The sequence below is a fragment of the Haemophilus haemolyticus genome (assembly GCF_003351405.1).
Lineage (GTDB): Bacteria > Pseudomonadota > Gammaproteobacteria > Enterobacterales > Pasteurellaceae > Haemophilus > Haemophilus haemolyticus_N.
On record NZ_CP031240.1, the window covers coordinates 927,968 to 949,659 of the forward strand.

The following is a 21,692-nucleotide window of genomic DNA, read 5'->3' on the forward strand; positions in this document are numbered from 1 at the left end:
GCATATGTGCAACTTATGATCGCTATCATATACAGTTAAAATTATTCTGTTATGATAAAAAGAATAAGGAGGATACGTAGATATGAATTCATTTCAATTAATGGCAAAACCTACTGGCTCAATTTGTAATTTAGATTGCCAGTATTGCTTTTACTTGGAAAAACCTCATTTAAATCAACGAGCCATGAGTGATGAGGTATTAGAAACCTATATCAAATCTTACATAGAAACAGCCCCTCAACAACAAGTAACTTTCCTCTGGCAAGGCGGCGAGCCAACCATGGCAAGCCTTGATTTCTATAAAAGAGCGGTCGATTTTCAGCATAAATATGCTAATGGAAAACAAATAGAAAATTCACTACAAACCAATGGTGTATTACTTAATGCCGATTGGTGCCGTTTTCTACATGATCATAATTTTCTTGTGGGGCTTTCTATAGATGGCCCAGAACACTTACATGATGCCTATCGTTTAACTAAAAATGGCAAAGGCACATTTCAACAAGTAATAGATGCACTAGATTTACTACATAACTATCAAGTGTCTTTTAATACTCTCACAGTAGTGCATAATCTAAATGTTCTACATGGCAAAGAAATCTATCATTTTCTAAAACGAATTGGATCACCATATATGCAATTTATTCCACTAATGGGAGATTATAAGCAACAAGCCTCTGCAAAGGATTATGGGCAGTTTCTAATTAATATTTTTGATGAATGGTACGCTAATGATGTAGGAAAAATTGGGATTCAGTTTATTGAACAATGGTTTATGGCCTATCTTGGATTACAACCTGGTTTATGTATTTTTCGTGAAACCTGCGGTGATCAATTAGTTATTGAACAAAATGGGGATATTTATAGTTGCGATCATTATGTTTACCCTGAGTACAAGTTAGGAAACCTCATAGAAACGCCACTAGTAACATTGGTTGATAACATAAAACAAAAACATTTCGGTTCAGCGAAATCCTTTCTTTCCGAACGATGCAAAAGCTGTAAATTTCGTTTTGCCTGTCATGGAGGTTGCCCAAAACATCGAACGGTTCAAGGATTTGAAAAACCACATAATCAACTATGTGAAGCCTATTATGCAGCGCTCTCTCATATGGAACCCTATTTGAAAGAATTTGCAAAATGCTTTGGTAAAGCAAAATAACATTATTCATTTAAAATAAAAATTTTGTTACCAAGTTAACACTTTTAAAACTTGCTTATAGCAGATAAAAACAGAAATTTGTATAGTAATCTAAAGTTGTTTATGTAATAAAAGGATATTTATGTCAAGCTCATCACCTTATTTACCTCAAAATTTACACCAATGCATTATTTCTGAAAGTAAAACACTAGGGAAAAACAGCTTAATTTATACTCAAGGTGAAAAACCTAAAGAATTTTATTTTTTAAAACGAGGGCTTGTCCGGCTTTATCATAGCTTAGAAAATGGTAAAGAAACCTTGATTCGACTTTATCATGCTAACGAGTATTTTGGGTTTAGAACAATCTTTAGTGAAACAACTTATCATTGTAGTGCAAAGGTATTACTAGAAGCAGATATTATTCGTATATTTCCTGGAAATCACACTACTTTTATTGCAAATAATCCTGATTTTTCCTGCTATCTTATGAAACAACTTTCGAATGAATTATATGACGCAGAACACCGAGTAAGTAGTACAGCCTATAAACGAAGCTACGAACGTATAATTGATGCAATTGAAAATTTAACTGAAAGTTATCCCGATTATCCTTGGACCTACCGAGAAGTAGCTGAATTTTGTGGATGTGAAACAGAAACGGCTATTCGTATTAGTCAAGAATTAAAGAAACAAGGAATTCTAGACAAAAATACAAGGCATCTAAGAATCTGCTCTTAAATTCAAGATTATGGTTTTGGACTATCCATCCAAATAATATTTTAGTAAGTAAAGTGCTTTTTACCTACATATAAAATAACAATCCGCACGTAAAACATGCGGTTTTTAGGCTACCATATCAGGGCCTATACTTCACCGGCCCCTCAAGGGGCTTGTGAGAACTGACAACCGCAGCTAATTATTTCCTTGATTACCCCTTAAAGGGGTCAACATGTTCTTTCGTTGATAAATTATCTTGAACCATATCTTCTTTTTCTTGGTTTCTTATATAATCCTCTACTGCTTTTGTATTTAACCCTACTGTGCTTACAAAAAATCCTTTCGCCCAGAAATGCCTATTTCCATATCTATATTTTAAGTTCGCGTGTCTTTCAAAAATTATTAGCGCTGACTTCCCCTTCAGATAGCCCATAAAACCTGATACTGATATTTTAGGTGGGATTTTTAAGAGCATATGGATAGGGTCTGGCATTGCATGCGCTTCTATTATCTCCACATTTTTATAGTCACATAACTGCCTCAATATTTGACCTATATCTGCTCTTAACTTTCCATAAATTGCTTTTCTTCTGTACTTCGGGATAAATACAATGTGATACTTACCGTTCTATTTTGTGTGTGATAGACTTGAATTGTCACTGGTTTTACTTACCATGATAACTCCTATATGTTGAATTATGGTTGTCAGCCTTGTTCATTATATAGCGAGGATTTTTTCTGTTCATCGCTTAAGCTATTTGGCTCCATACGCATAGCGTATGGTTTTTGTAGCCAGACTTTCGTCTGGCTATAATAAAAAAACCTGCTAATCAGCAGGTTTTCTTTTTCTAAATTATTTAAAAACTCACCGCACTTTTTAATTTTTTCAGTGCATTGGTTTCTAATTGACGAATACGTTCAGCAGAGACATTATATTTTGCCGCTAAGTCGTGCAATGTAGCTTTGTTATCGTCTAACCAACGAGCTTTGATAATATCTTGACTACGCGCATCTAGGCTTTGTAGCGCTGCACCTAATTGCTCGGTTGCTTGGCTTTCAAAGTTTTCATTTTCCAGCTCTGCAGCGAAATTAGAACTTTTATCTTCCAAATAAAGGGCTGGAGAATAGGTCTCTGTTTCAGCATCATCAGTAGGTAAATCAAAACCTACATCTGCGCCGCTCATACGTGATTCCATTTCGATCACATCTTCTTTGGATACGCCTAACTCGTTTGCCACAATATCCACTTCGTTTTCATTGAACCAACCTAAACGCTGTTTAGTTTTTCGTAGGTTGAAAAATAATTTACGTTGAGCCTTCGTGGTTGCGACTTTTACGATACGCCAGTTACGAAGAACATATTCGTGGATCTCTGCTTTAATCCAATGCACGGCGAATGACACCAAACGTACACCAACTTCAGGGTTAAAACGTTTGACAGCTTTCATTAAGCCGATATTGCCTTCTTGGATTAAGTCAGCTTGTGGCAGACCATAGCCAGAATAGCCACGCGCAACATGGATCACGAAACGAAGATGCGACAAAATGAGTTTTTTCGCAGCATCTAAATCCTCGTGATAATACAAACGTTCTGCCAATTCCTTTTCTTCCTCTGCGGTCAGCATCGGATATTCATTTGCCGCACGAATATAACCTTCGATACTGCCTTGAGGAACTAACATCATTTGTGTTTCTTTATCCATCGTTTCCCTTCTTTATTTTGGCTTTTGCCAATCAATGAACCTAGTTATAGCACAATAAGCTATCTTATTGAACCAATTTGTTAATAAGACAGGTTTTATCAATCAAAAGTTCAATTATTCTAAATAATTCTGATTAATTAGCAAAGTGGAATCAGGGTTAAATTAAGATTTTCATCAATCACTTTAAATAGTAAATCAATATTCGGATGCTTGCCTGGATTCGCTTTAGCATCTTCAACGTGTTCTGCAAACCATTCAACGCCTTGTTGTGCGGAAGTGCGGTTTAATTTCCCGTTAAATTTTTCAGCCAATGCATTATAAAGGCGAAGCGAACCTAATTTACCTGGTATAGCTGGAATGTTGTGGATAATCGTTTCACCATCCATCACATTTAGACCGGTTAAATGCTCGATTGTGGGTAAGGTTTCTAAAATTTCTTTAAAGCTCATGGTTTATTTCCTTAATCTATATAAATTATGAGATAGTTTGCTCGCTATTTACTTCGCCAGTTGCACCGATAAATCGTACTTCAGGCTGTAAATATACGCCAAATTTTTCTGCAACAGTTTGGCGAACATGATGGGCGAGTTTGACCACATCTTGTCCTGTTGCCTTGCTTTTGTTAATTAATACTAATGCTTGTTTTTCATGAACGGCTGCACCGCCAATTTGAAAACCTTTAAGATTGCATTGTTCAATCAGCCAGCCTGCCGCTAATTTCACTGAACCATCTGCCTGTGGAAAGTGCGGTAGATTTTCGTGATGTTTTTTGATTTCTTTAAAATGTTCTGAACTGACCACCGGATTTTTAAAGAAACTGCCCGCATTACCAAATTCATTTGGATTAGGTAATTTACTTTGACGGATATGACAGACTTCATCAAAAATTTGTTTAGCGGTGACTGTTTTTGGATCGAACTCTACAAGCGAGCCATATTTTAGAATAGGCTGCCAATTTTTTGTGAGTTTTAACCCAACCGCTGTCATCACGTAACCTTGTTGATAACGATGTTTGAAAATACTTTCACGATAACCAAATTCACATTGTTCTACGTCGAGTCGGAAGGTTTCATTTGTGTTTAAATTAAGCACATCTACATAATCGCATACATCTTTAAATTCCACACCGTATGCACCGATATTTTGAATTGGCGCAGAGCCTGCACAGCCAGGAATCAGAGCTAGGTTTTCTAATCCATAAATACCATTATTGATAGACCACTCCACCAATTCATGCCAATTTTCACCGCCATTCACATGCAGGTAGTGAAAATCAGAATCCTGTTGGTGAGTAATGCCCATTAAACGATTTAAAATCACCACGCCATTAAAATCATCTAGAAATAGCATATTACTGCCTTGACCTAGAAAAAGTGCGGGTAAATTTTCCGCTTTTGAATGAGCCCATGCTTGTTGTAGTTGTTCAATGTTATGTGCTTCGATAATTTCACGAGCATTAGCATGAATATGGAAAGTGTGAAAAGGCTGTAAATTTTGCATTTAAAATACCATTGTCGGGTGTATAAAAAATTTATCTTTTATACCAGTTGCTATGAATAATTATATCCACCGTAATCAACATAATGCGTGTGGAAGAGTGATTTTCACTTGTGTACCGCCTTGTTCGCGACGGATGATGTTAAATTCTGCGTTAAGTTGGCGACTACGTTCAGTCATAATATTTAACCCATAATGACCTTCAGGCTCTTCAAGGTCTTGAATACCAATACCATTATCTTCAACTAAAATTTCGTATTCGCCTTCTGCATTAATTTTGGCGCTAATTTCAATTGCTGTGCCCTGAGAATGTTTGATCGCATTGGTGGTGGCTTCACGTACAATTTGTAGCACATGCACCAGTTGTTGTGGATTCAAACTTTGTGATGGCAATTGGCTATTAACGTTCATTTGCATCGTTGTTTGTGAACGTAATGAGTCAATCACTTGTTCTAGCGCAAGCTGTAAATTAGCTTCTTGTATAGTTAAACGGAAAGTGGCTAAAAGCTCGCGTAATTGTGCATATCCACTCGAAAGAGCCTGTTCAAAATCACGAATAATGACCAAACTTTGTTCTTTGGATGAATCGCCTTCTTTCTTCAAGTTATGTTTAAGTAATGTAAGCTGGATCTGTAAAAATGATAGCACTTGAGCCAACGAGTCATGCAATTCTCGCGCGATAATTGACCGCTCTTCCATCAATAAGAGCTGTTCTTGTTGGCGTAAACTTTTTTGGAAATAAAGGGCTCGTGCAAGCATTTGAGCAAGGTTTTGCATCATTCTCGGATCGGGACAAGGTAATCCTGCTTGCCAAGAGAGTGCACCGAATTCTTCGTTATCGACAGAAAGTGTCTCAGTTTGCAAAGAGCAGTCTAAATCTTGAGTGCCAAAAGCAATATCCCAATGCTCTGCACCCATAACTTCAACTTTGATATATTTCAAATTCTCGCTGACCAGAATGTGATCAAGCACTTGGCTTAATACTTTATCGTTGAGCGTATTGGCATTAAGAATTTGAGAACTTTGATAAAGCGTAGTCAAAGAGCGGTTAGTTTGGCGTAACTTTTGTGTTTTTTCGTTTACTGTTTCTTCCAAACGTGAATAAAGCTGACCAAGCTCCGTGGACATTTGTGTAAAAATACGCGCCAATGTACCGAGCTCATTTTGTTTCGTTGTATCAAGCGGAATATGATTGAATTGACGCATTTGCACTTGCATACTGGCTTTCGTCATTAAGTGCAATGGTTTTACGACTTCCCGCTGTGTGTACCAAATCACATAAGACACCATGAGTAAAATTAACCACATCGCGAAAAATAGCACCGATACGCCCAAAATCCATTTTTGTTCACTGAAACGTTGTAGCTCAAACACAAAATAATCAACATCCGCCACGTAGTCAGTGAGCTGATTACTATAGTTTTTTACATCGTGTTGACGGGCATATTTTTCCATGTTTGTCCAACGTTGCAAAATGTTTTGATAGGAATGTTTTAATACATTCGGTGTGAAAAATTGATTTTGGACTTCCAATAAAGCAGATGAATGAAGACTTATATGATAACGACGTAAGTTCGTTTCCACACTTTCTGGTTGTTCTTGCATTTCATAGAGCAGGCGATAACTTTGCATCCGCAAAGAACCTGAAATATTAATGGCTTCTGCGTCATATTTATTACTGCTCATAATTGCCAAACTTAGTGAGCTAATTACGCCAGCAACGATGAGAATGATGAATAAATATTTAGCAATACGAGTGGAAACTGAACGTTTAGTATGCACAGGAAACTCCAGTGGAAATTTAGAAAAGTGCGGTGAATTTTTTATTTCTTTTTAAATTTAGCCCAAACTTTATCTTCTTGACCGCGCCATAAACGTTGAACGTTATCGTGATGACGATAAATTAATAGGCAACACACCAGTGCAACGGGAAAAGTAAATTCAGGTTTAAACCACCATACATAAAAAGGCACGAGTAAAGCAGAGATAACCGCACTTAATGAAGAATAGCCGCTGATAAGAAAAACGAAGACCCAAGTGCCTAATGTAGAACCAGCTACAGCCCAAGAAATTGGTGCAATCGCACCGAAAGCGGTTGCGACGCCTTTGCCACCTTTGAATTGGAAGAAAATGGGGAAAATGTGTCCCAAGCAAGCACCTAGTGCGACCATGCCTAATTCAAATTGTGTGAGACCTAAATAGTAACCAACCCATACTGGTGTCATGCCTTTTAAAATATCAATAATCAGTACGGCGAGAGCAGACCAACGACCACCGATACGAATCACATTTGTTGCCCCTGGATTGTGTGAGCCATTTTGACGAGGATCAGGCAAGCCTGCAACGCGACAAATTAGAATAGCACTGGAAATAGAGCCTAAAAGATAGGCACAAAGCATATAAAAAAGGGCGAAAAGGCTCATTTTGTACTCCAGCAAGAAAAATTATTCGTTATTCTACCCAAAGTTGATAGCATACGCCTACAATAATTTTAGAGGAAATTTTATGGATCGTGTTTTTATTGAAGAATTGACTGTTTTTGCTCAAATTGGCGTATATGATTGGGAACAGCAAATTAAGCAAAAACTTGTGTTTGATTTGGAAATGGCTTGGGATTCTAAACAAGCGGCGGAAACGGATGATGTTGCATATTGTTTGAATTATGCTGAAGTGAGCCAAGTGATAATTGATTATGTGGAAAGTAAACCTTTCTTGTTGATTGAGCGAGTGGCTTATGAAGTGGCGGATTTGCTTGAGTCGCGTTATCAACTTCAAGGATTAAAAATTAAACTGAGTAAACCGAAAGCTGTTGCGCAAGCTCGAAATGTTGGCGTATTGATTGTACGTGGATGTTTAAAATAATGTGAAATTTTCGTAAAAACTTGTCGGCCTTTTAAACGAAATTGACTAAAATACTCATGAGTTTTTACTGCAATAAAGGAGATTGCAATGAATATGAAAACCTTATTAGCACTAGCGGTTAGTGCGGTATGTTCAGTTGGTGTGGCGCAAGCACATGATCACAATATGGCACCAAAAGGTGTTTCTATTGAAGTGAAAGTGCAACAACTTGATCCAGTAAATGGTAACAAAGATGTGGGTACAGTGACTATTACTGAATCTAACTATGGTCTTGTGTTTACCCCTAATTTACAAGGATTAAGTGAAGGCTTACATGGATTCCACATCCATGAAAATCCAAGCTGTGAGCCAAAAGAAAAAGAGGGTAAATTGACAGCAGGTTTAGGCGCTGGTGGTCACTGGGATCCTAAAGGTGCAAAACAACACGGTTACCCATGGCAAGATGACGCACACTTAGGTGATTTACCGGCATTAACTGTATTACATGATGGCACAGCAACAAACCCTGTTTTAGCACCACGTCTTAAACATTTAGATGATGTTCGCGGTCACTCTATTATGATCCACGCTGGTGGTGATAATCACTCCGATCATCCAGCTCCACTTGGCGGTGGCGGCCCACGTATGGCATGTGGCGTGATTAAATAAGTCGATTTCTAAATATAAAAAAGTGCGGTCAATTTTGACCGCACTTTGTGTTTAAACGCAATGCAACATCATATCTAGCCATTAGCAGTGGCTTGGAACATAGCTAAAGTAGTAATATATTTAATAATGACTCTACGTATCGGGAGGAGTATTGAAAACTAAGTTATTACTTCAGTATCTTATATTTTGGGTGATTATATTTATTATTTGTTTTACATTTTTTACGTTAGTGTTTAGTTTATTTGAGCTGCTTCTAAAGCTTGATAGTTATTCTTTTTCTGATTTTAAGAAAATGGCATCTTTTTGGTTAAATGGCTCTGCTGCAATGGCGACTTTAGTTTTGATAATTGAAGTTAGAAATAAGCGATGGTAATCTCGAAAATATTTAAACAAGTACGCATTTAAAAATATTGGGTAGCTGGATATTTGAGTAGAATGTAATTTTAAATGTTCAGATATAAAGTGCGGTTAAAATCCACCGCACTTTTGATGTTGAAATTAATCCGAAAGGTTCTGCGGCAATCGCTCTAGAATAGCTTTCCAATAAGTTGAAGAACGTAAATTGTGTTTACGAATACAATCCACCACCGCATCAGCATTTCCCGCAAGGCAAATTTGTTGCATTTCTAAATAGAAGGTTTTTGTAAGTTCTCGGTGTTTTTCTTCTTTAAAAAATAAAAAACCAATTCGTTGGTAAACACCTTTCAAACTATTAAAAATTAAACGATAAAAGGGTTTGTTAGCCACTACGGTAAATTGACGAAATAATTTGTAATCAAATTCTGTGTAATCTTGCGCCGTATTTTGTAATTGCTCTAATTCAGCAAAAAGTGCGGCAGATTGTTGAGGAGAATTTTTTACTGCCTCATAAATATAAGATTCAGACATTTTACTGCGTAAAGACAACATATTGTCAATAATCAAGGGTGCAGACTGCATATCTAAACCGATTAGCGTTTCAATAATATTCGGCCCTGCAGTGTCCCAAATATTATTTACTTTTGTGGGTTTACCGTGCTGAATCGTCAACCAACCATCACGCGCCAAACGTTGTAAAACTTCACGTAAAGTCGTACGCGTTACACCAATCTTATCAGCCAAATCACGCTCTGAGGGTAAATTACTGCCCGCGGGGAAAACATCTTGCCAAATGCTTTTCACTATATATTCTTCAGCTAAAGCGGCGGGGCTTTGAGCTTTCAAAATGTCATTATCATGTTGCATATATTAAAAAAATCAGATAAAAATCAAAAAAAATGCAATTTTATAAAAAAATCACTCACTTTTTATTATCCTTTAAAGGGGGATATATTACAATGTTAGCGGCAATAAAAAAATAATGGAGTGCTCTATGACAAACACACAAGCCTTTATGAAAAACTTTCTTGGAGCGAGCCCAGATTGGTACAAGCTCGCCATTGTCGTTTTTCTCATTGTTAATCCAATTATTTTCTTTTTTATCAGTCCCTTTCTTGCGGGTTGGTTGCTCGTTGCTGAATTCATTTTTACGTTAGCAATGGCATTAAAATGCTATCCGTTACAACCTGGTGGCTTATTAGCAATTGAAGCTATTATTATAGGGATGACTAATGTAGAACACGTAAAAACGGAAATTATGGCAAACTTTGAAGTCGTATTGCTATTAATGTTCATGGTGGCAGGGATTTTCTTCATGAAACAACTGCTTCTTTACGTGTTCACGAAACTACTTGTCAAAATTCGTTCAAAAATCGCACTTTCTTTAGCTTTCTGTTTTAGCGCAGCCTTCTTATCAGCCTTCCTTGATGCATTAACGGTTGTTGCCGTAATTATCAGCGTAGCAATGGGATTCTATGGTGTTTACCACAAAGTCGCATCAGGTAATAATTTAATTGATGTCGTTGATATTGCTGATGATGGAAAAATTGCAACACAACACCACGAAACCTTAGAAAAATTCCGTTCATTCTTACGTAGTTTGATGATGCATGCTGGAGTCGGAACCGCACTTGGTGGCGTAATGACAATGGTAGGTGAACCACAAAACTTAATCATTGCCGAACAAGCCAAATGGAACTTCATCGAATTTTTCTTCCGCATGGCGCCAGTTACTGTTCCAGTATTTATCTGCGGATTACTCACTTGCTTCTTAGTCGAAAAATTCAAATTATTCGGTTATGGTGAAAAATTACCTGAAGACGTATGGAAAATCTTGTCAGATTTAGACCGCACTAATTCAGAGAAAATGTCTAAACAAGACAAAATCAAATTAGGCGTCCAAGCGTTAATCGCGATTTGGTTAATTCTTGGATTGGCATTCCATCTTGCAGCGGTAGGCTTAATTGGTTTAAGTATCATCATTTTTGCAACTGCATTCACAGGTGTGACTGACGAGCACACTATCGGTAAAGCATTCCAAGAATCCTTGCCTTTCACTGCATTGCTCGTGGTATTCTTCTCTGTAGTTGCCGTAATTATTGATCAAAAACTTTTTGCACCAATTATTCACTTCGTTCTTTCTTCAGAAGAAAATATACAGCTTGTCTTATTCTATGTATTTAACGGCTTGCTTTCTTCTATATCTGATAATGTATTCGTCGCAACGGTTTACATCAATGAAGCCAAAGCAGCATTAACGAATGGCGTAATTGCTCCGCACCAATTTGAATTGCTCTCTGTTGCAATCAATACAGGGACAAACTTGCCGTCAGTAGCAACACCAAATGGACAAGCTGCATTCTTGTTCTTATTGACTTCATCGCTAGCGCCATTAATTCGCCTTTCTTACGGAAGAATGGTTTATATGGCTTTACCTTACACGATTGTACTTTCACTCATTGGTTTACTAGCTATTGAATTTATCTTGCCAGCCACGACTATTTGGCTAGCAAGTTTAGGCTTAATTTTGCCAATCTAAGGAGAAGAAATGCTCGCACTTTTAAAACGATTTTCTGAAAAACGTTCTGCATGGTTCCTGCTGGCATTCTCAAGTTTAGCACTCGAATTCACCGCACTTTACTTCCAATATGGAATGGGATTACAACCTTGTGTACTTTGCGTGTATGAACGTTTAGCAATAATTGGGTTGTTTATTGCGGGCATTATCGGTTTACTTCAACCTCGCGCTTTAATCATTCGATTGATCGCGTTGGCATTAGGCTTATTTAGTGGTATTAAGGGATTATTGGTTTCATTCCGTCATCTTGATTTACAAATGAATCCAGCTCCTTGGAAACAATGTGAATTTATTCCAAACTTTCCTGAAACTTTACCGTTTCACCAATGGTTTCCATTTATGTTTAGCCCGACCGGCTCTTGTAATGAAAGTCAATGGTCATTATTCGGGGTGACGATGGTGCAATGGTTGGTATTTATTTTTGCAGTATATGTGATAATTCTTGCTTTATTATTAATAGTGCAAGTAGTCAAAACACGAAAACAAAGAAGAATATTTAATTAAAAAAATACGGTGAAATTTCACCGTATTTTTTATTCACTAGATTTTGTTATTTTTTATCTGAAGGCTGTGTTCTGCCATAATTCGCACAAATAATCTGAGCAGCATTATAAAGCGTTGTATCAGGTGTTAAACTTAACGTATGTTTCTTTTGCTTTTTAGGCGCTGCACGTAAACCCTGCCCCCAAAATTCATCATAGAAATCAGTTCGCACTTGAGTTAAATGATAATTTGCACAATTCAAAATCTTATACTGACGAACAGAACGTGCATAACGTTTAGGCTCAGGATAAACATACAATCCCTTATCTAAATTCACCACTGCATCAAAATGCACAATTTGTGGTTCTTGATTATCCACCCAGATCGATTCACTATCGATATAATAATTTACATTCTTCACCAAACGTATATATCCGCTTCGCACATCAGTCGGCGGTGTCAGCTTTACATCATTTTGTTCAGCCTTTTGAGTTTTAGCAGAACAGGCAGTAAGTAGCCCAAGTGATAATGTTAAAATAATTTTTTTCATTATTTACTCCTTATGTTAGCTGACATTCACTCTAGAATTTTACAGTGTGCCCATAACCTTCTAGGATTGTTTTAATATGCTCTAACGATTCTTTGGTTGGCGGTAATACATCTTCAAGCTCATAATCTAACCCAAGGGTTTTCCATTTATGCGCACCTAATCGATGATAAGGAAGAAGTTCAACTTTTTCAATATTGGTCATACCTTCAATAAACTGACCTAATAAATGCACATCGTGATCGCTATCAGTATAACCAGGAACCACAACATAACGAATCCATGTACGTTGATTACGTTTTTGCAAATATTTTGCAAATTCAAGTGTACGTTTATTTGGTACCCCAATAAGATTTTGATGAACTTGATCATTAAGCTCTTTTAAATCGAGTAAAACAAGATCTGTTACATCTAATAATTCATCAATAATATGATCATAATGACGTACAAAACCATTTGTATCTAAGCAAGTATTAATCCCTTCCTCTTTACAAGCACGGAACCAATCGCGCACAAACTCTGCTTGTAGCACAGCCTCACCGCCAGATGCTGTAACACCACCGCCAGTAGCATTCATAAAATGGCGATAAGTCACGACTTCTTTCATTAAATCTTCGACACTGATTTCTTTACCACCTTCAAGATCCCAAGTATCACGATTGTGGCAATATTTACAGCGCATCAAGCAGCCTTGCATAAATAAAATAAAACGAATACCTGGCCCATCTACAGTGCCACAGGATTCAAAAGAGTGAATTCGTCCAAGAACTGACATACATAAATTTCCTAAAATTAGATATAGCTAAATTTTACCAAATATTTAGTCTATAAAAAATGAGCCTGATTTAAATCAGGCTCATAATTAAAATATATTTATCAAAGTGCGGTCATTATTCGCTGACTTTTTGAAAGGTTTGCACCACTGGCGCTTGTTCACAATACTCGACCAATACAGGTACAATTGAGGTAAAGTGTGGCGTTGCAAAATGTTGTTCTAAATCGGCTTTGCTTTTCCATTGCTCAATAAAAACATAATGATTAGCCTGCTCACTATTTTGTTGTAATTCATAAGATACACATCCTGTTTCTTGACGAGTATGCTTAATTAATTCTTGGCATTGAGCTAGGAAATCATTAATTTTGTCCGCTTTTACTGAAAATTGGGCAATAACTGTTAGCATAATTTGCTCTCCTATATATAAAAATAAACCACTCACAAAACTAGTCTGGGAGTGGTTTATATCAAAACATAATTTTATTTACTTAGAAAGACTCAGTAAATGTACGGGTTACGACGTCTTGTTGTTGCTCTTTAGTTAAAGAGTTGAAACGTACTGCGTAACCAGATACACGGATAGTCAATTGTGGATATTTATCCGGATTTTCCATTGCATCTAACAACATTTCACGGTTTAACACGTTTACGTTTAAGTGTTGACCGCCTTCTACTGTTGCTTCGTGGTGGAAGTAACCATCCATTAAGCCAGCAAGATTACGGCGTTGTGCTTCTGCATCTTTACCTAACGCATTTGGTACGATTGAGAAGGTATAAGAAATACCATCTTTCGCGTAAGCAAATGGAAGTTTAGCTACAGAAGTTAATGATGCTACCGCACCTTTTTGGTCACGACCGTGCATTGGGTTTGCTCCTGGTCCGAATGGCGCACCAGCACGACGACCATCTGGGGTGTTACCAGTTTTCTTACCATAAACCACGTTAGAAGTAATGGTTAATACAGATTGTGTAGGCACTGCATTGCGGTAAGTTTTAAGTTTTTGAATTTTCTTCATGAAACGTTCAACTAAGTCACAAGCGATGTCATCAACACGGTTATCGTTGTTACCATATTGTGGATATTCACCTTCGATTTCGAAGTCGATCGCTACGTTGCTTGCTACAACATTGCCATCTTTATCTTTGATGTCGCCACGAACTGGTTTAACTTTCGCATATTTGATTGCTGAAAGTGAGTCAGCCGCAACAGAAAGACCTGCGATACCACAAGCCATGGTACGGTATACATCACGATCATGTAATGCCATTAATGCTGCTTCGTATGAATATTTATCGTGCATATAGTGGATTACGTTTAAGGCAGTCACATATTGTTTGGCCAACCAATCCATAAAACTATCCATACGGGTCATTACTGTATCGAAATCTAATACTTCATCAGTAATTGGTGCAGTTTTTGGACCGACTTGCATACCTAATTTTTCATCGATACCGCCGTTGATTGCGTATAACAATGTTTTCGCTAAGTTTGCACGTGCACCGAAGAATTGCATTTGTTTACCCACAACCATTGGTGATACACAACATGCGATTGCGTAGTCATCATTGTTGAAGTCTGGACGCATTAAATCATCATTTTCGTATTGAACTGATGAGGTATCAATCGATACTTTCGCACAGAAACGTTTGAAGTTTTCAGGTAATTGCTCAGACCAAAGGATCGTTAAGTTTGGTTCTGGAGAAGTACCCATGTTGTAAAGGGTGTGTAAAATACGGAATGTATTTTTGGTTACTAATGTACGACCGTCTAACCCCATACCTGCGATGGTTTCAGTTGCCCACATTGGGTCACCAGAGAATAATTGATCGTATTCAGGTGTACGTAAGAAACGAACCATACGGAGTTTCATGACTAAGTGGTCAACTAATTCTTGCGCTTCAGTTTCAGTAATTTTACCTGCTTGTAAATCACGTTCGATATAGATATCGATAAAGGTTGCAGTACGACCAAATGACATTGCAGCACCATTTTGTGATTTAATTGCAGCAAGATAAGCAAAGTACATCCATTGAATGGCTTCTTGAGCATTAGTTGCTGGGTTGGAAATATCATAACCATAGCTTGCAGCCATTTGTTTTAATTGGCCTAATGCACGGTGTTGTTCTGCGATTTCTTCACGTAAACGAATTGTTGCTTCAAGATTTACGCCATCTTCTAAATCTTTTTGTAAAGAAGAGAATTGTGCGTATTTATCTTTCATTAAGAAGTCTACACCGTAAAGTGCTACACGACGGTAGTCACCGATGATACGGCCACGACCATAAGCATCTGGAAGACCAGTTAATACACCAGATTTACGGCAACGTAAAATATCTGGCGTATAAACATCAAACACACCTTGGTTATGTGTTTTACGGTATTCCGTGAAGATTTTTTTCACTTTCGGATCAAGTTCACGACCATAAACTTTACAAGAACCTTCCACCATTTTGATACCACCGAATGGCATAATGGCACGTTTTAAAGGCTCATCAGTTTGAAGACCGACGATTTTTTCTAAATCTTTGTTAATGTAACCTGGAGCGTGAGAGATAATAGTAGATGGAGTATGTTCATCAAAATCTAATGGCGCATGAGTGCGGTTTTCAATTTTAATTCCTTCCATCACAGATTCCCAAAGCTTAGTTGTTGCTTCAGTTGGGCCTGCTAAGAAAGAGTCATCGCCTTCATACGGAGTATAGTTTTTTTGGATAAAGTCGCGTACATTGACATCTTCTTGCCAATCACCACCAGCAAAACCAGCCCACGCCAATTTTTGCGCTTCATTAAGTTCTGACATAGTCATTTCCTTTGTTAATTAATAAATAAATATTTAATGAGTTTTGGTTAAATAACGTTGGAATACACCAATACAAATTGCCCCTCCGACAATATTTCCCAACGTTACAGGGATTAAATTCTTCACAATGAAATGATACAAATCTAAATCTGCGTATTTCATCGGATCAACGCCGATTTGTTGCCAAAATTCAGGTGTACTAAAATGTGCGGTAATAATTCCCATCGGAATCATAAACATATTAGCCACCGAGTGTTCAAATCCTGACGCAACAAACAAACCAATCGGCATAATCATAATAAATGCTTTGTCTGTAACAGTCTTACCAGAATAAGACATCCAAACCGCCACACACACCATAATGTTACATAAAATACCTAGGTTAAAAGCTTCAAACCACGTGTGATGAATTTTATGTTGGGCGGTTGCAAGAATTGTTAAACCCCATTGGCCATTTGCCGCCATTGTTTGTCCACCAAACCAAATAACAGCCGCAATAAATAAACCACCAACGAAGTTGCCTAAATACACCACGATCCAATTTCGAATCATTTGTGTTGTGGTGATTCTACCGCCCACTCGGGCAACTAAAGTTAAAGTAGAAGAAGTGAATAATTCGGAGCCCAGAATTACCACCATAATCACACCTAATGAGAATACTAACCCACCCACTAACTTGGTCAGCCCCCAAGGTGCTCCGGTACTAGCAGCTTGTGTTGTCGTGTAAAATACAAATGCTAAGGCAATACAAGCTCCGGCGTTAATGCCAGACATAAATGATAAAAATGGACGTTTTTGCGCTTTATACGTACCCACATTTTCTGCATAATCCGTTGCTTCAACTGGTGTGAGAGCAACAGAAGATTGATTTAGATTTTCTGATGCCATAATGTAACTCCAAATATTAAAAAAGTTGATGAAAATTTAATACTTCTAATATGTTTACAACTTCAAATACTTCTACCACCGAGGACATTTTACTCTTTTAATTTTTCATTTCAAAGAAATGCTACGATTTATTCTAACAAAATTTGATATTTTACAAGATTTTTTCAGATAAAATAACCATAACTCTTTAGTGATAGTTTTTAGGGTAAAAAAATAACCGCACTTTTATCAAAAAAGACAAAAGTGCGGTTTGTTTTCTAGTTATTTTAGCAATACTCAGGACACATTAAGGTACAAAATAATGAGGTATAAAATGGCTATCATTCCCCGTTACTGCAGTAAAATCTTCACGTAAGCCCATTCCACAAGCCACATCACCCACAACCCAAGAGCCGATAATGGGATACATTCCATCAAAACTCGGTAATTCAAATTTTTGTTGATAAACATAACCTGAATTACCATAAAACGTAGAGTGTTCGCTTCCTTTTGCTGCAAATTCTACACCATTGTTTTTCTCATAATAGAAGACATTGGCACCTTCTCGACCTAACAATGGTTTTTTCACCCACATTGATAAATCTTTTGGTAATTCGAAGGGCGTAAAATAAGCTGGCAATAAATTCGGATGATTAGGATAACGCGCCCAAAGTTTTGCCAATAGTGCTTTATTACTTAACAACATTTTCCACGCTGGTTCAATAAATCGTGTTGAAGCCGTCGTAATATGGCGAGCAAACTCAGCGTGGCTTAGCCATTCCAGCGGATACAATTTAAATAACATTTCAATAGGCTGATCATTTAAATCTACAAATTTTTTTGTTTCGCTGTTATAGCCAATATCTTCCACCGCTAATTGATGAATATTCCAACCCGCGTTATAAGCCACATCAGCTAAATAATCTACATTGCCCCAATCTTCACGGCCAGCATCTTGCATGGCACTCAAATGGAAATCTGTTTTGCCACTTTGTTGTTTCAAAAATTGGAAATGTTTAATTAATTCTTCATGAATCCAGTTGAACTGATCACGGTGTTTTAAGCCCTCAATTTGTTCTAACCACTGCCATTGAACAACCGCAGCCTCCAACAAGGATGTTGGTGTATCGGCGTTATATTCAAACATTTTTAGGTTGTCGCCATCATAGCCAAAATCAAAGCGTCCATATAAATAAGGATCTTGATTACGCCAAGAGCTTTCAATAAGCTGTTTTTGCAACTCCGTAAAACGATAATTTTCATAATCGCCTTTTTTAATTTCATCCGCCGCAAAATCTAAACACATTGAATGCAATTCATTAGTTGTATCCTCAATGCGATCAATTTCAGCTAAAGTAAATTCATAGGCAACATTATCAGACCAATAATGAGATCCATCACTAGAAGGCAAGTTATAATAATCAAATCCAACATTAAGTAGCTGCTGCACCATATCTGGTCGAGTAGGAAACCCAGTTACACGTTTCATTTAGCCCCCACTGCTACGATTAGTATTATTTGGGCTACTAAAACCACCACGAGATACAGGTTTGCTATTCATGCTTCCTGCATTTCCTTTCACAAGCATTGGTTTTCCAACAGAATGATTCGTTTGCGGTTGCACAACTTGTCCTGTTGGCGTGGTGACAGCTCGATTTCCAGGATGATAGCTTGGGCCAAGGAAACTACTAATTGCACGAGCCGCCATATACCCCATAACGCCACCAGCAATCGCGGCCCCTAAAGAAGGATCGGTACTTTCAGCTTTTGCAGTTGATTCAGCATTGTTCTCGCTTTGATTAGCTTGCACATTATTTTCAGCTGAATTTTTTACCTCACTTTCTGCATTACCATTATCACGAATATTTAAACCAAGCCCCTGCTGTGGTGTGGTTTCAGTTTTCTGAGTGCTCTCGGTGTTTTTATCTGCCTCACAAAGCTCAATTTTTTTCCAATCAGCTAAACAATCGTCTAAAGACTGATACACATCACGTTGTACTTGTTCTTCTGAACAGCCTCCTAATAAGGCCACAATAGATAAACTAACTAAAATCTGATTTTTCTTTTTCATTGTTCTCAATTTTTATCGAATGGTTTTCACGCCTAGCCATTGCTCGGCCTGTTTATTGGTAATTTCCTCATGAGTCCACATGCTCATTAAATCTGGTTGTGGATATTTATTGCTGTTATAGCCGACTAAACGGGCAAAATCAAATACGGCGTGAGGATAGCCATTAATAAGCAACAATGCTAAATAACCACTTTCATCCCAACAAATTTCAAGTTTGCGTGCCTCATGATGATTAGAGGTTGAATCAACATTATACACGTGCAACATATCAACTATCGGTTGAGCATTTTGACGCATATCAAGTGCATAAAAATAGCCTGTTTCACCGTCATCTTCAAACATCACTGCCAGGTGATCATGCACAATCGAGTGTGTACCTACTTGCTTTGGTTGACCGAGAAAGAGTTGATCTTCGAGGGTTAAGTGTAACATGGTATTTCCTATTGAATTGAAGTTTTTTAATGATGCTAATCACATATTGATATGATATTAATATCTCTATCTAATTCTATCTCTATATACTCAGCTGGTAGATCTGGTAAATTATATTCTTCAGGACTAAAATCACTTTTTCTAAGAGATATTATTGATAAGTTTGATTTTATATTGAAACTTATGTCTGTGATACCATAAAGATAATCTAAAACACTGGCTTCTTTATAAAGACTAAACTCTTCTGCATATTCTATTTCTAGATATTTAAATAGATGATTACTAATTTTATTTTTGTTTTTATAAATTTGTTCAAACCATTTGTTACATTTAAAAGTAAAGAGGTTTGTTTCTTTATGGAATATTTTATTTATTCTATTTAATAATTTATGTTCAAATTCAATTTGATAAATCAACATAGAATTGATTTGGTATTCTTGGCAATTATACCTTTCACCTAATAGTACAGCAGAATTGATATCATTAGGTAATACATCAAACATAGATGTATTATCATCTATAGGAATTATTTGTAAATTTTTTCCATTAAATACAACATTCTCTAGAATTTCATCAGATAAAAATAATGCTTCTTTTCTAGTTTTTGCTAGTGCTAATTCATAAATATTATCTTCATATTCTTGTTGTATAAGATAAGTGGTAGCCCATTCGGTTAATACGGAAAAATCATTAATATTTCTTTCAACACAATAATATCTTCTGTATAGCTCTAGTTTTGCATTCATGATTTTTACTGAGTTTAATTAGTTAATCAGATAATATTTAGATAAAAATAGTAGGCAAGCTATTGCTTTGCAATTTAATAAAAAACACCGCACTTTTATACAAAGTGCGGTGAGATTTTACAGTAAATTCAGCGTGAATTACGCTTGACCTTTAACCGCTTTTAAGCCTGGGAATGCTGCTGGAGTACCTGCGCGTTCTAATGCTTCTTCAATACGAATTAATTGGTTGTATTTCGCAATACGGTCAGAACGGCTCATAGAACCAGTTTTGATTTGACCTGCTGCTGTTCCAACCGCTAAATCAGCGATAGTCGCATCTTCGGTTTCACCTGAACGGTGAGAGATCACAGCGGTATAACCTGCATCTTTAGCCATTTTAATTGCTGCTAAAGTTTCAGTTAAAGAACCGATTTGGTTGAATTTGATTAAGATAGAGTTTGCGATACCTTTTTCGATACCTTCTTTTAAAATTTTGGTGTTAGTTACGAATAAGTCATCGCCCACTAATTGAACGCGGTCGCCTAACACTTTAGTTTGGTATGCAAAACCTTCCCAGTCAGATTCATCTTGACCATCTTCGATAGATACGATTGGGTATTGTTTGGTTAATTCTTCAAGATAGTGAGTGAACTCTTGAGAAGTGAATGAACGGCCTTCGCCTTTCATTTCATATTTGCCAGTTTCTTTGTTGTAGAACTCAGAAGATGCGCAGTCCATCGCTAAAGTCACGTCTTTACCTAATACATAACCTGCTTTTTCTACAGCTTCTTTGATACATGCTAAAGCGTCAGCGTTAGACGCTAAGTTAGGTGCGAAACCACCTTCGTCACCAACTGCAGTGCTCATGCCTTTAGATTTTAATACTTTCGCAAGGTTGTGGAATACTTCAGCACCGATACGAAGTGCTTCACGTAATGTTTTCGCACCAACTGGTTGAATCATGAATTCTTGGATATCCACGTTGTTATCTGCGTGCTCACCACCGTTGATGATGTTCATCATTGGTAATGGCATAGAGTAAACGCCTGGCGTGCCGTTTAATTCTGCAATGTAAGCGTAAAGTGGTAAACCTTTAGATGCTGCAGCTGCTTTTGCGTTTGCTAAAGATACCGCTAAGATTGCGTTTGCACCAAAGTTAGATTTGTTTTCGGTTCCGTCTAAATCGATCATGATTTGGTCGATTTCAGCTTGGTTAGACGCATCTTTACCAAGAATTGCTTCAGCAATTGGACCATTTACTGCTGCTACAGCTTTTAATACGCCTTTACCTAAGAAACGAGATTTGTCACCGTCACGTAATTCTAATGCTTCGCGAGAACCAGTTGATGCACCAGATGGGGCCGCTGCTAAACCAACAAAACCACCTTCAAGATGAACTTCAGCTTCAACAGTTGGATTACCACGTGAGTCGATGATTTCGCGACCAATCACTTTAACGATTTTTGCCATTTTTATTTTCCTCAATT

Annotated in this window: 24 protein-coding genes; 6 read left to right on the forward strand and 18 right to left on the reverse strand. The window is 37.2% G+C overall.

Annotation, left to right across the window (positions count from 1 at the left end):
• Nucleotides 1–82 precede the first annotated feature (82 nt).
• Nucleotides 83–1,162: an anaerobic sulfatase maturase gene (locus DV427_RS04645; RefSeq protein ID WP_114891467.1), complete on the forward strand. Its 1,080-nt coding sequence runs from the start codon at nucleotides 83–85 to the stop codon at nucleotides 1,160–1,162.
• Nucleotides 1,163–1,283: 121 nt separating this feature from the next.
• Nucleotides 1,284–1,880 carry a Crp/Fnr family transcriptional regulator gene (locus DV427_RS04650; RefSeq protein WP_114891468.1) on the forward strand — a complete coding sequence of 199 codons (597 nt, stop codon included), beginning with the start codon at nucleotides 1,284–1,286 and terminating at the stop codon, nucleotides 1,878–1,880.
• 190 nt (nucleotides 1,881–2,070) lie between these two features.
• Here DV427_RS04650 and tnpA read toward each other — a convergent pair whose 3' ends face one another.
• The 6 genes from tnpA to plsY form a co-directional block, all read right to left on the reverse strand.
• Entirely contained in the window at nucleotides 2,071–2,472 is a 402-nt protein-coding gene (tnpA, locus tag DV427_RS04655; RefSeq protein ID WP_240317983.1) for an IS200/IS605 family transposase, read from the reverse strand.
• Between the two features lie 244 nt (nucleotides 2,473–2,716).
• A complete protein-coding gene (rpoH, locus tag DV427_RS04660; protein ID WP_005626842.1) occupies nucleotides 2,717–3,562 on the reverse strand; it encodes an RNA polymerase sigma factor RpoH in 846 nt (281 codons plus the stop codon).
• A gap of 137 nt (nucleotides 3,563–3,699) precedes the next feature.
• The gene (locus DV427_RS04665) at nucleotides 3,700–4,011 is read right to left on the reverse strand and encodes a DUF2322 family protein (RefSeq protein ID WP_065265551.1); all 312 of its coding nucleotides are present in this window, start codon (nucleotides 4,009–4,011) and stop codon (nucleotides 3,700–3,702) included.
• Between the two features lie 25 nt (nucleotides 4,012–4,036).
• Nucleotides 4,037–5,062, reverse strand: a complete 1,026-nt coding sequence (murB, locus tag DV427_RS04670) for a UDP-N-acetylmuramate dehydrogenase (RefSeq protein WP_114891469.1) — start codon at nucleotides 5,060–5,062, stop codon at nucleotides 4,037–4,039.
• Between the two features lie 75 nt (nucleotides 5,063–5,137).
• Complete coding sequence (gene narQ / locus DV427_RS04675; protein WP_114891470.1) at nucleotides 5,138–6,841, reverse strand: nitrate/nitrite two-component system sensor histidine kinase NarQ; 1,704 nt, start codon at nucleotides 6,839–6,841, stop codon at nucleotides 5,138–5,140.
• Nucleotides 6,842–6,882: 41 nt separating this feature from the next.
• Entirely contained in the window at nucleotides 6,883–7,482 is a 600-nt protein-coding gene (gene plsY / locus DV427_RS04680; RefSeq protein WP_114891471.1) for a glycerol-3-phosphate 1-O-acyltransferase PlsY, read from the reverse strand.
• A gap of 82 nt (nucleotides 7,483–7,564) precedes the next feature.
• Between plsY and folB the strand changes: the two genes are divergently transcribed.
• Nucleotides 7,565–7,921, forward strand: a complete 357-nt coding sequence (gene folB / locus DV427_RS04685; RefSeq protein ID WP_046950367.1) for a dihydroneopterin aldolase — start codon at nucleotides 7,565–7,567, stop codon at nucleotides 7,919–7,921.
• A gap of 87 nt (nucleotides 7,922–8,008) precedes the next feature.
• Nucleotides 8,009–8,569: a superoxide dismutase family protein gene (gene sodC / locus DV427_RS04690; RefSeq protein ID WP_114891472.1), complete on the forward strand. Its 561-nt coding sequence runs from the start codon at nucleotides 8,009–8,011 to the stop codon at nucleotides 8,567–8,569.
• Between the two features lie 267 nt (nucleotides 8,570–8,836).
• Here sodC and DV427_RS09610 read toward each other — a convergent pair whose 3' ends face one another.
• Together DV427_RS09610 and fadR are read right to left on the reverse strand one after the other, a co-directional pair.
• Entirely contained in the window at nucleotides 8,837–8,962 is a 126-nt protein-coding gene (locus DV427_RS09610) for a hypothetical protein (RefSeq protein WP_275895600.1), read from the reverse strand.
• A gap of 105 nt (nucleotides 8,963–9,067) precedes the next feature.
• The gene (gene fadR, locus DV427_RS04695; RefSeq protein ID WP_114891473.1) at nucleotides 9,068–9,793 is read right to left on the reverse strand and encodes a fatty acid metabolism transcriptional regulator FadR; all 726 of its coding nucleotides are present in this window, start codon (nucleotides 9,791–9,793) and stop codon (nucleotides 9,068–9,070) included.
• Between the two features lie 127 nt (nucleotides 9,794–9,920).
• Here fadR and nhaB point away from each other — a divergent pair, with 127 nt between their 5' ends.
• Together nhaB and dsbB are read left to right on the forward strand one after the other, a co-directional pair.
• Nucleotides 9,921–11,465 (forward strand): Na(+)/H(+) antiporter NhaB, encoded by a 1,545-nt coding sequence (gene nhaB, locus DV427_RS04700; RefSeq protein WP_114891474.1) that lies wholly within the window; start codon nucleotides 9,921–9,923, stop codon nucleotides 11,463–11,465.
• A 9-nt stretch (nucleotides 11,466–11,474) separates the two neighbouring features.
• A complete protein-coding gene (gene dsbB / locus DV427_RS04705; RefSeq protein ID WP_114891475.1) occupies nucleotides 11,475–12,008 on the forward strand; it encodes a disulfide bond formation protein DsbB in 534 nt (177 codons plus the stop codon).
• 46 nt (nucleotides 12,009–12,054) lie between these two features.
• Here the strand turns inward: dsbB and DV427_RS04710 are convergent, their stop codons facing one another.
• The 10 genes from DV427_RS04710 to eno all read right to left on the reverse strand — a co-directional run bounded on the left by DV427_RS04710 (nucleotide 12,055) and on the right by eno (nucleotide 21,675).
• Entirely contained in the window at nucleotides 12,055–12,537 is a 483-nt protein-coding gene (locus DV427_RS04710) for a surface-adhesin E family protein (protein ID WP_114891476.1), read from the reverse strand.
• A 31-nt stretch (nucleotides 12,538–12,568) separates the two neighbouring features.
• Nucleotides 12,569–13,309 carry a pyruvate formate lyase 1-activating protein gene (gene pflA / locus DV427_RS04715; protein ID WP_005636458.1) on the reverse strand — a complete coding sequence of 247 codons (741 nt, stop codon included), beginning with the start codon at nucleotides 13,307–13,309 and terminating at the stop codon, nucleotides 12,569–12,571.
• Between the two features lie 115 nt (nucleotides 13,310–13,424).
• The gene (locus tag DV427_RS04720) at nucleotides 13,425–13,715 is read right to left on the reverse strand and encodes a putative quinol monooxygenase (RefSeq protein ID WP_005647085.1); all 291 of its coding nucleotides are present in this window, start codon (nucleotides 13,713–13,715) and stop codon (nucleotides 13,425–13,427) included.
• A gap of 82 nt (nucleotides 13,716–13,797) precedes the next feature.
• Complete coding sequence (pflB, locus tag DV427_RS04725) at nucleotides 13,798–16,110, reverse strand: formate C-acetyltransferase (RefSeq protein ID WP_162790262.1); 2,313 nt, start codon at nucleotides 16,108–16,110, stop codon at nucleotides 13,798–13,800.
• A 33-nt stretch (nucleotides 16,111–16,143) separates the two neighbouring features.
• On the reverse strand, nucleotides 16,144–16,998 hold the full coding sequence (gene focA, locus DV427_RS04730; protein ID WP_114891478.1) for a formate transporter FocA: 855 nt from the start codon (nucleotides 16,996–16,998) through the stop codon (nucleotides 16,144–16,146).
• A 286-nt stretch (nucleotides 16,999–17,284) separates the two neighbouring features.
• Nucleotides 17,285–18,466: a glutathionylspermidine synthase family protein gene (locus DV427_RS04735; RefSeq protein ID WP_114891479.1), complete on the reverse strand. Its 1,182-nt coding sequence runs from the start codon at nucleotides 18,464–18,466 to the stop codon at nucleotides 17,285–17,287.
• Nucleotides 18,467–19,048: a DUF1190 domain-containing protein gene (locus tag DV427_RS04740; RefSeq protein WP_114891480.1), complete on the reverse strand. Its 582-nt coding sequence runs from the start codon at nucleotides 19,046–19,048 to the stop codon at nucleotides 18,467–18,469.
• Nucleotides 19,049–19,060: 12 nt separating this feature from the next.
• Nucleotides 19,061–19,480, reverse strand: a complete 420-nt coding sequence (locus tag DV427_RS04745) for a DUF2251 domain-containing protein (protein WP_114891481.1) — start codon at nucleotides 19,478–19,480, stop codon at nucleotides 19,061–19,063.
• A 35-nt stretch (nucleotides 19,481–19,515) separates the two neighbouring features.
• The gene (locus DV427_RS04750) at nucleotides 19,516–20,226 is read right to left on the reverse strand and encodes a hypothetical protein (RefSeq protein WP_114891482.1); all 711 of its coding nucleotides are present in this window, start codon (nucleotides 20,224–20,226) and stop codon (nucleotides 19,516–19,518) included.
• A 138-nt stretch (nucleotides 20,227–20,364) separates the two neighbouring features.
• Nucleotides 20,365–21,675: a phosphopyruvate hydratase gene (gene eno / locus DV427_RS04755; RefSeq protein WP_005635098.1), complete on the reverse strand. Its 1,311-nt coding sequence runs from the start codon at nucleotides 21,673–21,675 to the stop codon at nucleotides 20,365–20,367.
• Between the last annotated feature and the right edge of the window lie 17 nt (nucleotides 21,676–21,692).

Coding starts and splice junctions, on each gene's coding strand:
- DV427_RS04665 (WP_065265551.1), bottom strand. CDS start 4,011: ATGAGCTTTAAAGAAATTTTAGAAACCTTACCCACAATCGAGCATTTA.
- nhaB (WP_114891474.1), top strand. CDS start 9,921: ATGACAAACACACAAGCCTTTATGAAAAACTTTCTTGGAGCGAGCCCA.
- focA (WP_114891478.1), bottom strand. CDS start 16,998: ATGGCATCAGAAAATCTAAATCAATCTTCTGTTGCTCTCACACCAGTT.
- pflB (WP_162790262.1), bottom strand. CDS start 16,110: ATGTCAGAACTTAATGAAGCGCAAAAATTGGCGTGGGCTGGTTTTGCT.
- DV427_RS04645 (WP_114891467.1), top strand. CDS start 83: ATGAATTCATTTCAATTAATGGCAAAACCTACTGGCTCAATTTGTAAT.
- murB (WP_114891469.1), bottom strand. CDS start 5,062: ATGCAAAATTTACAGCCTTTTCACACTTTCCATATTCATGCTAATGCT.
- dsbB (WP_114891475.1), top strand. CDS start 11,475: ATGCTCGCACTTTTAAAACGATTTTCTGAAAAACGTTCTGCATGGTTC.
- DV427_RS04650 (WP_114891468.1), top strand. CDS start 1,284: ATGTCAAGCTCATCACCTTATTTACCTCAAAATTTACACCAATGCATT.
- folB (WP_046950367.1), top strand. CDS start 7,565: ATGGATCGTGTTTTTATTGAAGAATTGACTGTTTTTGCTCAAATTGGC.
- sodC (WP_114891472.1), top strand. CDS start 8,009: ATGAATATGAAAACCTTATTAGCACTAGCGGTTAGTGCGGTATGTTCA.
- pflA (WP_005636458.1), bottom strand. CDS start 13,309: ATGTCAGTTCTTGGACGAATTCACTCTTTTGAATCCTGTGGCACTGTA.
- eno (WP_005635098.1), bottom strand. CDS start 21,675: ATGGCAAAAATCGTTAAAGTGATTGGTCGCGAAATCATCGACTCACGT.
- plsY (WP_114891471.1), bottom strand. CDS start 7,482: ATGAGCCTTTTCGCCCTTTTTTATATGCTTTGTGCCTATCTTTTAGGC.
- DV427_RS04720 (WP_005647085.1), bottom strand. CDS start 13,715: ATGCTAACAGTTATTGCCCAATTTTCAGTAAAAGCGGACAAAATTAAT.
- fadR (WP_114891473.1), bottom strand. CDS start 9,793: ATGCAACATGATAATGACATTTTGAAAGCTCAAAGCCCCGCCGCTTTA.
- rpoH (WP_005626842.1), bottom strand. CDS start 3,562: ATGGATAAAGAAACACAAATGATGTTAGTTCCTCAAGGCAGTATCGAA.
- DV427_RS04735 (WP_114891479.1), bottom strand. CDS start 18,466: ATGAAACGTGTAACTGGGTTTCCTACTCGACCAGATATGGTGCAGCAG.
- DV427_RS04750 (WP_114891482.1), bottom strand. CDS start 20,226: ATGAATGCAAAACTAGAGCTATACAGAAGATATTATTGTGTTGAAAGA.
- DV427_RS04740 (WP_114891480.1), bottom strand. CDS start 19,048: ATGAAAAAGAAAAATCAGATTTTAGTTAGTTTATCTATTGTGGCCTTA.
- DV427_RS04745 (WP_114891481.1), bottom strand. CDS start 19,480: ATGTTACACTTAACCCTCGAAGATCAACTCTTTCTCGGTCAACCAAAG.
- DV427_RS04710 (WP_114891476.1), bottom strand. CDS start 12,537: ATGAAAAAAATTATTTTAACATTATCACTTGGGCTACTTACTGCCTGT.